The organism is Bradyrhizobium sp. (assembly GCF_035701725.1).
GTDB lineage: Bacteria > Pseudomonadota > Alphaproteobacteria > Rhizobiales > Xanthobacteraceae > Bradyrhizobium.
The window spans coordinates 1-11254 of record NZ_DASSRP010000208.1 but is presented as its reverse complement, the minus strand read 5'-3'; the positions used below and the strand labels follow the sequence as shown (position 1 = coordinate 11254).

General features: G+C 62.3%; 12 protein-coding genes. 8 read left to right on the top strand and 4 right to left on the bottom strand.

Features of this window, described 5'->3' with window-relative positions; translation table 11 throughout:
* Positions 1-1446 (top strand): monocarboxylate uptake permease MctP (gene mctP, locus VFL62_RS12115; RefSeq protein WP_325172615.1); only part of this gene is annotated, 1446 nt, incomplete at its 5' end.
* On the opposite strand, the gene VFL62_RS12110 is transcribed toward mctP, so the two are convergent.
* Genes VFL62_RS12110 through VFL62_RS12095 form a run of 4 tightly spaced genes read right to left on the bottom strand, consistent with a single transcriptional unit; the run spans position 1430 to position 5421 of the window.
* Positions 1430-2407, bottom strand: a complete 978-nt coding sequence (locus tag VFL62_RS12110; protein ID WP_325172614.1) for a tripartite tricarboxylate transporter substrate binding protein — start codon at positions 2405-2407, stop codon at positions 1430-1432. The genes mctP and VFL62_RS12110 overlap by 17 nt on opposite strands.
* Before the next feature lie 4 nt (positions 2408-2411).
* Positions 2412-4145: a thiamine pyrophosphate-requiring protein gene (locus VFL62_RS12105; protein ID WP_325172613.1), complete on the bottom strand. Its 1734-nt coding sequence runs from the start codon at positions 4143-4145 to the stop codon at positions 2412-2414.
* Position 4146: 1 nt separating this feature from the next.
* Positions 4147-4929, bottom strand: a complete 783-nt coding sequence (locus VFL62_RS12100; RefSeq protein WP_325172612.1) for a fumarylacetoacetate hydrolase family protein — start codon at positions 4927-4929, stop codon at positions 4147-4149.
* A 24-nt stretch (positions 4930-4953) separates the two neighbouring features.
* Positions 4954-5421: a cupin domain-containing protein gene (locus VFL62_RS12095; protein ID WP_325172611.1), complete on the bottom strand. Its 468-nt coding sequence runs from the start codon at positions 5419-5421 to the stop codon at positions 4954-4956.
* 245 nt (positions 5422-5666) lie between these two features.
* On the opposite strand from VFL62_RS12095, the gene VFL62_RS12090 reads away from it, so the two are divergent.
* The 7 genes from VFL62_RS12090 (at position 5667) to VFL62_RS12060 (ending at position 11020) form a co-directional block, all read left to right on the top strand.
* A complete protein-coding gene (locus VFL62_RS12090) occupies positions 5667-5906 on the top strand; it encodes a hypothetical protein (protein ID WP_325172610.1) in 240 nt (79 codons plus the stop codon).
* A 136-nt stretch (positions 5907-6042) separates the two neighbouring features.
* A complete protein-coding gene (locus VFL62_RS12085) occupies positions 6043-6450 on the top strand; it encodes a RidA family protein (protein ID WP_325172609.1) in 408 nt (135 codons plus the stop codon).
* Positions 6451-6567: 117 nt separating this feature from the next.
* The gene (locus VFL62_RS12080) at positions 6568-7611 is read left to right on the top strand and encodes an ABC transporter substrate-binding protein (protein WP_325172608.1); all 1044 of its coding nucleotides are present in this window, start codon (positions 6568-6570) and stop codon (positions 7609-7611) included.
* Positions 7611-8393, top strand: a complete 783-nt coding sequence (locus VFL62_RS12075) for an ABC transporter ATP-binding protein (RefSeq protein WP_325172607.1) — start codon at positions 7611-7613, stop codon at positions 8391-8393. The genes VFL62_RS12080 and VFL62_RS12075 overlap by 1 nt, the downstream gene beginning before the upstream one ends.
* A gap of 166 nt (positions 8394-8559) precedes the next feature.
* Entirely contained in the window at positions 8560-9342 is a 783-nt protein-coding gene (locus tag VFL62_RS12070; protein WP_325172606.1) for an ABC transporter permease, read from the top strand.
* Positions 9339-10109 carry an ABC transporter permease gene (locus VFL62_RS12065; protein ID WP_325172605.1) on the top strand — a complete coding sequence of 257 codons (771 nt, stop codon included), beginning with the start codon at positions 9339-9341 and terminating at the stop codon, positions 10107-10109. Before VFL62_RS12070 ends, VFL62_RS12065 begins: the two co-directional genes overlap by 4 nt.
* A gap of 35 nt (positions 10110-10144) precedes the next feature.
* Positions 10145-11020, top strand: coding sequence for a dihydrodipicolinate synthase family protein (locus tag VFL62_RS12060; protein WP_325172604.1), 876 nt, complete (start codon positions 10145-10147; stop codon positions 11018-11020).
* The last annotated feature ends 234 nt before the right edge of the window (positions 11021-11254 follow it).

Genomic DNA, 11254 nt, shown 5'->3' with positions numbered 1-11254 from the left:
TTCTTTGCGCTCGTCACCGTGATGGGTTTCGTCGCCGCGCGCTGGAAATCGGGCCCGGTCAGCGAGCATCTCGACGAGTGGGGCCTTGGCGGGCGCCAGTTCGGCACCTGGATCACCTGGTTTCTGGTCGGCGGCGATTTCTACACCGCCTATACCGTGATCGCGGTGCCGGCGCTGGTCTATGCGGTCGGCGCTTATGGCTTCTTCGCGCTGCCCTATACGATCGTGGTCTATCCGTTCGTGTTCGCGGTCATGCCGCTGCTCTGGAAGGTGGCGCATGCCAGGGGGCATGTGACCGCGGCGGACGTCGTGCACGATACCTACAGCTCGCGCGGGCTCGAGCTTGCGGTCGCGGTCACCGGCATCGTCGCCACCATGCCCTATATCGCGTTGCAGCTCATCGGCATGGGCGTCGTGATCAAGGCGATCGGTCTCACCGGCGAACTGCCGATCGTCGCCGCCTTCGTGATCCTGGCGCTCTATACCTACAGCTCCGGCCTGCGCGCGCCGGCTCTGATCGCCTTCGTCAAGGACATCATGATCTATATCGTGGTGCTGGTCGCGGTGGTCGTCGTGCCGGCGAAACTCGGCGGCTATGGCGCGGTGTTCTCCGCCGCCAACGATGCCTTTGCCGCCAAGGGCGGCGCTACGGGCCTCGTCCTCAAGCCGCAGCAGATGCTGGCCTATGCCAGCCTTGCGCTGGGCTCGGCGTTCGCGGCCTTCATGTATCCGCACACCCTGACCGGCATCTTCGCCTCCAAGTCGGCCGATACGATCCGCAAGAATGCGGTGCTGTTGCCCGCCTATACGCTGTTGCTCGGCTTGATCGCGCTGCTCGGCTACATGGCCTATGCCGCCAATATCAAGGTGACGTCGAACAACGACGTGGTTCCGATGCTGTTCAAGACGCTGTTTCCGTCCTGGTTCGCAGGTTTTGCGTTTTCGGCGATCGCGATCGGCGCGCTGGTGCCGGCTGCGGTGATGAGCATTGGCGCGGCCAATCTGTTCACCCGCAACATTTGGAAGTCCTACTTCAACCCGAACATCAGCCATGCCGGCGAGGCGTCGGTTGCCAAGATCGCCTCGCTCGTCGTCAAGGTCGGCGCGCTCGCCTTCATCACCTTCCTGCCGACGCAATATGCGCTCGACCTGCAATTGCTCGGCGGTTTGTGGATCCTGCAGACATTTCCGGCACTGGTATTCGGCCTGTTCACGCGCTGGCTGCGCGCCAGCGGACTATTGTGCGGCTGGACGATCGGTATACTGTGGGGGACCTGGACCGCGTGGAGCAACGGCCTGAAGCCGCTTGCGACCTTGCAGATCGGCGGCACGGCTTACGTGTTCTATGTCGGCCTCGGCGCGCTGATCCTCAATGCCGTGGTCGCGATCGCCGTCTCGGCGCTCGTCAACATGGCCGCGCCGCGGACGATCACTGCTCGATCTTGATATTTCCGGCGCGCGCGACCTCCGTCCATCGCGCGATGTCATCGGCGATGGTGCGCGCAAACTCGTCCGATGAGTTGCCGACCGGCGAAATACCGAGCGGCTTCAGCCGGGCGACGACGTCGGGCTCCCGGATGATCCGCCTGAGTTCGGCTTCGAGCTTTTTCACGATCGCGGGCGGCGTTTGCCTCGGAACGAAGATGCCGCTCCACAGCACGGCATCGACCTCCGTGCCGGCTTCCTTCATGGTGGGAACGTCGGGGAAATCTGCCGCGCGCGCCGGCGAGGTAACCGCGAGCGCGCGCACCTGGCCGCCTTTGACCTGGCCGGATACCGGTCCGGCGTCGGCAATGGTTGCGGTCACCTGACCGGAGATCACGGCCATCACCGAGTCGTTGGCGCCCTTGTAGGGAATTTCCTGCAATGGCGCGCCAGTCTTTTGCTTGAACAGTTCGGTGACCAGTTGAAAGGCGGCTGAGGACGACGAATAGTTCGCCTCTTTCGGATGCGCCTTGGCAAAGGCGATCAGGTCCGCGACCGACTTGATCGGAGATGCGGCATTGACGATCAGGATCAGCGGGAACGAGCCCAGCTCGGTGATCGGCGTGAAGTCCTTCACCGGGTCATAAGGCAGCCTGGCGTAGACCGCGGGATTGATCGCGATCGCACCGCTGGCGCCGACCAGGAGCGTATAGCCATCCGCGGGCGCCTTGGCGACGTATTCGGTTGCGACGATGGCGCCGCCGCCGGGCTTGTTGTCGATCACGACGGCCTGACCGAGGCTTTCCGACAGCTTTTGCCCGACAATCCGTGCGATCAGGTCGTTGCCGCCGCCCGGCGTGAAGCCGACCACGACGTGGATCGCCCGGGTCGGATATTTGGCGGGGTCTTCCTGCGCGCCGGCAGGCGCTGCCAAGGCGGTCAGACAGGCAATGACGGCGACACATCGGCGAAAGCTTTTCATGGCATCAGAGCCGCGTAATCTGCACATGAAGCACCGCAGCCTGGCCGTCGTCGACGGCGGCAAGACAGCGATCGATCGCCGCGGATAATTCGTCCGGTTCGCTGACGCACTCGCCATGCGCGCCGAATGCTTTCGCGATGGCCGAAAAATCCCGCCGCTCGCCCTGGCGGCCGGACGTCAGTCGCGACTGGAACTGGTCAGTCGCGGCCGCCACGCCCTTGGGATAGACGCGCTGCACCGCCGACTTCACCGCCTGCCATCCACCATTATCGAGCACCACCGTGAAGATCGGCACACGATACTGCTGCGCGACCGCATAGACGCTGTCAGGCGAGGAAAAATGAAATCCGCCGTCGCCGATCACCTGCACGATGCGCACATTGGGCTCTGCCAGTTTCAATCCGAGCGCCATGCCGCCGGAAAAGCCAAGTCCGCCGCCGGCAAGGCCGACATAGCTGCGCGGCCTGGTACGCGTGACGTGCTCCTGCAGGATCGGCGCATTGCGGATCGCTTCGTTGACGAGGATGTCGTCCTGCGAGATTTTTTCGCTCAGCGTCGCGAACAGAAACGCCGGCGACAGTGCGCCGGAACTTCCCTTGTTGGCACGGGCGTCGGCGCGCCGCTTGTTCATGGCCTGCCACGCGCCGCTCCAGCTTGCGATGCGCGATGCAACGCGTTTTCGAAAGGCTTCGTCCGCGCGCGCTTCGATCAGTTCGCAGAGCTGGCCGAGGATGGTGGCGCAATCGCCCTGGATCCGCAGGTCGGTCGGAAAGCCCCACATCGGAAAATCCGCCTTCAGCGGATCGACATCGATCTGGATCCATTTGATGGCGTCGGCGCGCTTGGCATATTGCGGCACGAACGGTACGTCGGAATCGAGCAGCAGAGCAAGATCGGCGCTCTCCAGCAGCGGCATCGGATCGAAACCGGCGAAGCAGGGGGATTCTTGCGAGATGTTGAGGTCGATCGAATTGAACTCGGCGACGCGGATGCCGCAGAGCGCTGCCAGGCGTTGAAGCGCGACCACGGCCTGCGCCTTGCGACCAAGATAGGCCGTGAGCGCGATCGGATTTTCCGCGGCTATCAGCGCATCCGCGATGGCCTCGATCCGCGCCGGTTCGATGCCGCCCGCCTGTACGCTGCCATAGCGCGCGGGCGGATAGGCCGGCATCGCCGCATCGTCCCATTCCTCGGCGAGCGTTTCGCGCGGCAGCATCATGTAGACCGGCCCGGGCGGGTCGCTCTGCGCGAACGCATACGCACGCGCGAGCGCTTCCTTCACCACGATGCCGGAGGGCAACGAATATTCCCACTTTACGTAGGGGCGAACGATGCTGGCGATATCGTAGGGGTCCTGCACGAAATGCACGTAGGTGTCGCGCGATCCCGGCAATTCGCCATGCAGAGTGAAGGGCGCGCGGCCGGCGAACAGCAGCACCGGCAAGCGGTAGCGAAACAGGTTCTGGATTGCCATGCAGGCATTCGCGGTGCCGGCATCGACATGGACGAACACAGCCTGTGCCTTTCCGGTCGCCAATGCATAACCGGCGGCCATGTGCACGGCCACGACCTCATGCGGACACAGGATCATCTCGGGATGCTTGCGCCCGTCGCGGTCCCACTCCGCGATCGCCTCGATCAGCGACACATGGTCGGTGCCGAGATTGGCGAATATATAGTCGATGCCGAGGTCGACGAGACCTTGCAGGAAATGATGCGCCGTGCTGTGGCGGCTCATGCTATTTCTCTGCAACGAATTTGTTGCGCAGCGTGCCGATGCCCGTGATCTCGATCTCGACCACGTCGCCGTCCCTGATGTTCGGCGAGGCGCCGTCGGTCCCCATCCAGATCACATCGCCCGGCCACAGCGTGAAATACTTCGTCATCTCGACGATGAATGCCTTGACCCCGAAAATCATCTCGTTGGTGTGGAAGCGGTTGCTCTCCCGGCCGTTCACCCGCACGACGGTTTCCATCTGGTCGAGATCGGCGGAGGTTTCGATCCATGGCCCCATCGGCTTGAAAGTGTCGGCGTTTTTCGCACGCCACAGCCCGCGATCGGCCTTCTGCCAGCTCCGCTCGCTGACGTCGTTGCCGATGGTGTAGCCGAACACGCAATCCATCGCGTTCGCCTCGGTGAGGTGCTTGGCTTTTTTGCCGATCACCACCACAAGCTCGCCTTCATAGTGAATCTGCTCGGTCGCGTTTGCCGGGATGATCACATTCTCGTCATGCGCGATCAGGGCATTTTGCGCGCGATAGCCGACCTCGGGGCGGTCCGGCACGTTCGGCACCTCGCCGCGCTTGTTGGCGGCTTCCTTGAGGTGCTTGAGATAGTTCAGTCCCACGCAATAGAAGGTGCGCGGGATCACCGGCAGCTCGATCTTGACCTCTGCCAGCGCATAGCTTCGCGGCGTGCGCTGCCATTCGGCAAACGGATCGCCGTCGACCGCGATGACGCGGTCGCCTTCCACGATCCCCCAGGACGTCTTTTCGTTAGCCGTGAATTTCAGCCAGCGCATGCAGCACCTCGCGCGGGTTCGAGGTTACTCTTCTTTTACCAGCGTCGAGGAGCCCGGACCTTCGCCCATGATCAGGAGCACGGCGTCTTCGTCCTTGGCGCCGTCCCAATGAACTTCCTTGCCGGTGTGGGTGACGAAGCTGCCCGCGGGAATCGGCTTGGTCTGGGCCGGATCGAAATGCGGTCCGGTTCCGACCCACCAAGTGCCTTGCAGCACCACGATATAGCGGTCATTGGGATGGAAGTGCGGCCGGCTGAAGTGGTTACCCTTGGTCCACTTGTTGTAGATCATGTAGAAGCCGGGCTTGCCGGGGTCGCCGACCACGACGGCGGACTGCGCCCCACGGGCATCGACCGGGCTCCACGGGATCTGGTCGGGCATCTTGATTGTGATCGCCGCCGGATTGAGTTCGGCCGCCGAAGACATGCTCAACATGCCGGCCAGCGCCAGCGGCATCAGCAGAAATCGCCAGAGCCGGTTTGTGATTTTCATGTTTTTCCTCCCGTGAAAACTGCTTTGGCCCTGGTCTGGGCCGCGGGATGCTATCCGGTCCACCGGCGAGGGAGCAAGGGGCGCCCCTGCATGCGTCGCGTCTCATGCCGTCAACATTTTGCAAACCGTGAATTTCGTTTGCTTGACCCAGTAAGCAATTGAAAACCGGCTGCGGCCAAAGTCGCTCCCGTCGGGACTTGGGAAGTCTTGGGAAGCCTTGTTTGGAAGCGTTGGGGAGACGATCGATGCGCGGAAATGCGACTCTGGAAAACGTGCGGCGCTATCGCGCCATTGCCTCGCTCTATCGTCAAACGGCGGCGTTCCGTCCCAACCAGCGCCAGACCCTGCTCGAGCAGGCGCTCGAATGGGAAGCCCGCGCGCTTTCCGAGCTCGAAGCCCATTTCGGCCAGCGTGAGGCAGGTAGCAGTCCCTTGCAGAGCTGGATGGTCGAGACCAGCACCTGGCCGATGCTTAACGCCGCGTAAGTCTTCAAATCCAGTCGGCGCCGTTGTCGCGCCTTCTATGCGGTTTTCCGGGGTTGCTCTTTGCTGGGCCATTGGCAAGAGTTGCGCGCACTCCGCCCGTGGTGACGGGACTCCCCTCGCGAAAGCCGCATGAAATATGACAATCGAAAAAATTCAACCTGACACGTTGTTCAAGCGCGCCGTCGGTGGCCATGTGCTCTATTCGCATGTCGTCGTCGCTTCCGGCGAGAAGCTCGTTTTCGTTTCCGGGCAGTTGGCGCGCGACAAGGACGGCCAGATCGTCGGTCCCAAGGACATGCGCGCCCAGATCACGCAGGTCGGCGAAAACCTGAAGAATGCGCTGGAGGCCGCCGGCGCCACGCTCAATGATCTGGTCAAGACAACAACGTTTGTGACCGATATCGACGAGTTCTTCAGGCACGTCGATGTCAGGCACAACTATCTCGGCGTTGGCTTGCCCGCGAGCACAACCGTTGAGGTGCGTCGGCTGTCGCATCCCGATCTCGTCGTCGAGATCGAAGCGATGGCGGTCCTCAAGGCATAGCGGCTTGCGTTGCACATAATGGCCCTTCTCAAGGCATGAGATTTGCCTGATGTTACGGCCGTTGTTTTTGCCCATTTCGGCTTTTGCCATTTCGTTTAGCCGATGAGAGGAAACCAGATGCCGTCCTTCTCCATGTCCCGCCGCGCCGTGATGCGAGGCGCAGCCGGCGCCGCACTGTCGGCGCCCTTCGTGTCCCGCGCGGCGTTCGCCGCAGTGCCGAATATTCGTTACGCCACCGGCGGCGGCATCGGCCCGAACGAGATGGAGACGATCATCTTCCTGGACTACGTCAAGCAGAACGTCCTGAAGAATTACGGCAAGGCCTACACGCTGGACATGACCTTCACGCGCGGCACGCCGGAAGCAGCGGCCCTGCTCGCCGCGGGGCAGGCCGACCTCGCAACCCTCTCGGGGCCGGCGTTTGCCACCATCATCGTCAAGGACGCGGTGCCGAACGGGCTGACCATCATCTCGGACAATTATCAGGATGGTCATGCCGGCAACGCGACCAACAGCTTCATGGTCCTGAAGGACTCACCGATCAAGACTATCGCCGACCTCAAGGGCAAGAAAATCGGCATCAACGCCTTTGCCTCGGCCGTCGATCTGGCGTTGCGCGTCGCGCTGAAAAAGAATGGCATCGATCCGCGGCGCGATGTCGAGATCGTGGAGATCGCGTTCCCGAATATTGCGTCTGCCATTCGTGAAAAGCGCATCGATTGCGGCGTGCTTGTCATTCCGTTCTTGGCGGTGGAAAGCCCAAAGGGCGATCTGCGGCCGGTTTTCACCGGCGGCGATGCCTTTGGCGGGCCTTCGTCAGTGATCTTCCAGGTCACGACCAACGCATTCCTGAAAGAGCATCCCGAGGCGGTCAAGGCGTTCCTCGCCGACTATGTCGACGGGATTGCCTGGTTCTACGACCCGGCCAATCGCGACAAGGCGATCCAGCTCGTGTCCGACTTCACCAAGTCGTCGAAGGATGTACTGAATTCCTATTTCGCGACAGGGCGCGACTACTACCGCGATCCCAATGCCTGCGTGTCGGCGCAGACGATCCAGAAGCCGCTGGATGCGATGTTCGAGGAAAAGCTCATCGATCGCCGCATCGACGTCGCCAAATATCTCAATGTCGGCCTGTTGCCGAAGCCGTGCGCCTTGTGATGGCCGAACTGCCCAAGGTCGAGATCAAAGAGGTTTCGAAAACCTATCCTGGCGACGGACAGGCGGTGCAAGCGCTGCAAACCGTCAACCTCTCGATCAAGACCGGCGAGTTCGTTTCCATCGTGGGGCCGTCCGGATGCGGCAAGAGCACGCTGCTCTATGTCGTCGGCGGTTTCCTCGATGCTGCGGGCGAGATTCTGGTCGACGGCAAGACGATCAAGGGACCCGGCATCGATCGCGGCGTGGTGTTTCAGGAATACGCGCTGTTTCCCTGGCTCACGGTGCGCAACAATATTCTCTATGGTCTGGAGCGGGGCGCGCTGCCAGGTGAAGAGCGCGGGCGCATCGCCGATCGCCTGATCGGCGTGATCGGCCTCAAGGGATTTGAGGATCGCTTTCCCCGCGAATTGTCCGGCGGCATGAAGCAGCGCGTCGCGATCGCGCGCACGCTGGCCTGCGATCCCGCCATCCTTTTGCTCGACGAGCCCTTTGGTGCGCTGGACGCGCAGACCCGCGAGGTGATGCAGGACGAGCTGTTGCGGATCTGGCTTGAGACCCGCAAGACCGTGCTGATGGTCACCCACGACGTCAATGAGGCGGTCTATCTCTCCAATCGCATCTGCGTGATGTCGGCGCGGCCGGGCAAGTTCGTCGAGGAGTTTTCGATCGACCTCGATCGCTCGATTCCGCGCGAACAGCTCTTCACCTCGGATGCGTTCAACAAGGTGCGCAACGCGGTCTGGATTTCGGTGCGCAAGCAGGCATTAGCGGCCCAACTCTGACATTCGCATCCCGGTTTGGCAGGCACTTTTGCGAATGTTAGAGTTGAAGGGCCGCTAACATCCTATATTTCTGATGGAGTTTTGGATTTGACATTCGCGTACGAGTCCGTGGTTTCGTTGGAGGCGAATGTCAAATCCACTCCATCAGCGGCGAAAAAGGCGGCGCATGCAGTCTGACCGCGCCTCGTGGCTGTCGTCGCCGCTCGGTCGGCTGCTCCCGCTCGCGCTGATCGGCGTGCTCTGGCAGGCCGCCAGCAGTCTTGGTTGGGTCGATCCATCATTCCTGCCGTCGCCGGGGCGGATCGGCCTTGCTGCCTATGATCTGCTGACGGGCCGCGAAATCCGCGACAACCTCTTCATCACGCTGTGGCGCGCGGGCCTTGGGCTCGTGCTCGGTTCGATCGCCGGCATCTGGCTCGGCTTGATGATGGCGCGCTCGCCGGCGTTTCGCGCCTATGCCGCACCGATCGTCGGCGGCACCTATTCATTGCCGAAATCGGCGCTGATCCCGCTCTTCATCCTGTGGTTCGGCATCGGGACAGTGACCACGGTCTGCGCGGTGTTCCTGGCCTGCCTGCTGCCGATGGTCGTCAACACCGCGCAGGGCGTAAACGCGACCCCGCGTGTGCTGGTCTGGGGCGCGGAAGCGTTCGGCACCCCGCCGCACGCGATGCTGTGGCGGGTGTACCTGCCGCATGCGCTCCCGGACATCTTCGCAGGCCTCCGCGTCGCGCTCGGCTTTTCCTTTGTGCTGGCGATCTCCTCGGAAATGATCGCCTCGACCAACGGCATCGGCAAGCTGATCTTCATGTATGGCGAGAATGGCGCCTATGACTACATGTTCGCGGCGATCGCTTGCGTGGTCGTGGTCGCATTCCTTGCCGATCGCCTGCTGCTGATGCTGACGGAGAAAACTTTGCGCTGGCATGAATCGGGGAGGGGACGGTGACAGCGAAGGCGATAAGCCAGCGCGGCCTTTTTCTCCGCTCGCTCGTCTCGGTCCTGACCCTCATCGCGCTCTGGGAAGCGACCGGCCGCGCGGGCCTGGCGCCGGCGTTGTTTCTGCCGCCATTCACGGAGGTGATTTCGGAGTGGTGGTCGGCATGCGCCGACGGTTCGCTGCCGCTTGATCTTGTCCTTAGCCTGTCGCGCGCCGCAGCCGGGCTTTGCCTGGCGACGCTGATCGGCGTGCCGGTCGGGATCGCGATGGCGCGCAGCCGCCTCCTGCACTGGTTGTTTGACCCGGTGATCGCGCTTGCGTTTCCGTCGCCGAAGATCGCGTTCCTGCCGATCTTCATCCTCTGGTTCGGGATTTACAGCCTGTCGAAGATCCTGCTGGTCGCGTTCGCCTGCGTGTTTCCGATCCTGATCGGCAGCTTTGCGGCGGCATCAAGCGTCAACCGCGTTTTGATCTGGTCGGCGGCGTCGATGGGCACGTCGCACGCGGGCGTGCTGTTTCGCATCGTGCTGCCGGCGGCGTGGCCGCGGATCTTTGCAAGCCTGCGCGTAGCGTTGCCGGTGGCGTTGATTACGACCTTCACCGCGGAGATGGTCTCCGGCGGCGGTGGAATGGGGGCAACACTGATGTATTCGCAGCGTTTCTTCGAAAGCCCGACCGTATTCGCCTATGTCCTGACCATGCTCGGGGTTGGACTATTGCTCGATTTTGTCATGCTCAGGCTGCAAGCGGCGTCGGCCTGGTCGCAGTCGGCCTGATTGCGCCGGTCTGGCGCATCTTCTAGGAGTAAGCGATGACCGATTTTCACGGCGTGTTTCCCTATCTGGTTTCCCCGGTCGATGCTGACGGTACCGTCCGCCGCGACGTGCTGGCACGGCTTTGCGACGATCTCATCGCTTCCGGCGTGCACGGGTTGACGCCGCTCGGTTCGACCGGCGAGTTCGCCTATCTCAACAACGCCCAGCGTTTGGCGGTGGTGGAGACGACCATCGCCGCCGCAAAGGGCCGTGTGCCGGTCGTCGCCGGCGTCGCCTCGACTTCGACGTCGGATGCGATGACGCAAGCCAAGGCGTATCAAAAGCTCGGCGCTGCCGGCATTCTGGCGATCCTGGAAGCGTATTTTCCGCTTTCGGATGCCCAGGTGGAATCCTATTTCCGCAGCCTCGCGGACGCGGTCGATATTCCCGTCGTGATCTATACCAATCCGCAATTCCAGCGCTCGGATCTGTCGCTCGATTGTATCCAACGCCTCTCGGCCCATCCACGCATCCAATACATCAAGGATGCCTCGACCAATACCGGGCGGCTGCTTTCGATCATGAATCGCTGTGGCGATTCCATCCGGGTGTTCTCGGCCTCCGCGCATATTCCTGCCGCGGTGATGCTGATCGGTGGCGTCGGCTGGATGGCGGGGCCAGCTTGCATCATCCCGCGGCAGAGCGTGGCGCTTTACGAACTCTGCAAGGAGGCGCGTTGGGACGAGGTGCTCAAGCTGCAGCGGAAGTTGTGGCGCATCAACGAGGCCTTTGCCCGCTATAACCTCGCCGCCTGCATCAAGGCAGCGCTCATCAGCCAGGGCTATCAGGTCGGCGATCCCGTTCCGCCGCAGAAGGCGCTGACCGCCGACGAGCGCAAGGCGGTCGAGGCGGTGCTGGCCGAGGTGGGGTGATTTCTCCGCCGCCATGCCCGGCTTCACGTCTTGGTCTGGCATCGAAGGAAGACGTGGATGGCCGGGTCAAGCCGGCCATGACAATTCTTTGTGTGGCGACGCTTGGCCTGTTCCTTGCCTGTCGGCTACAGTGGCTTTCTGATCAAATTTCAAGGACCATGCGATGAACATTCTTCCCGGCAATATGCGTTTCGGTGCGGGCAAACCGGTCAAGCGTCTGGAAGACCAGCGGCT

Excerpts from the sequence above, each read along its gene's own strand:
- VFL62_RS12110 (WP_325172614.1), bottom strand. The coding sequence starts at position 2,407 with ATGAAAAGCTTTCGCCGATGTGTCGCCGTCATTGCCTGTCTGACCGCC.
- VFL62_RS12105 (WP_325172613.1), bottom strand. The coding sequence starts at position 4,145 with ATGAGCCGCCACAGCACGGCGCATCATTTCCTGCAAGGTCTCGTCGAC.
- VFL62_RS12100 (WP_325172612.1), bottom strand. The coding sequence starts at position 4,929 with ATGCGCTGGCTGAAATTCACGGCTAACGAAAAGACGTCCTGGGGGATC.
- VFL62_RS12095 (WP_325172611.1), bottom strand. The coding sequence starts at position 5,421 with ATGAAAATCACAAACCGGCTCTGGCGATTTCTGCTGATGCCGCTGGCG.
- VFL62_RS12090 (WP_325172610.1), top strand. The coding sequence starts at position 5,667 with ATGCGCGGAAATGCGACTCTGGAAAACGTGCGGCGCTATCGCGCCATT.
- VFL62_RS12085 (WP_325172609.1), top strand. The coding sequence starts at position 6,043 with ATGACAATCGAAAAAATTCAACCTGACACGTTGTTCAAGCGCGCCGTC.
- VFL62_RS12080 (WP_325172608.1), top strand. The coding sequence starts at position 6,568 with ATGCCGTCCTTCTCCATGTCCCGCCGCGCCGTGATGCGAGGCGCAGCC.
- VFL62_RS12075 (WP_325172607.1), top strand. The coding sequence starts at position 7,611 with ATGGCCGAACTGCCCAAGGTCGAGATCAAAGAGGTTTCGAAAACCTAT.
- VFL62_RS12070 (WP_325172606.1), top strand. The coding sequence starts at position 8,560 with ATGCAGTCTGACCGCGCCTCGTGGCTGTCGTCGCCGCTCGGTCGGCTG.
- VFL62_RS12060 (WP_325172604.1), top strand. The coding sequence starts at position 10,145 with ATGACCGATTTTCACGGCGTGTTTCCCTATCTGGTTTCCCCGGTCGAT.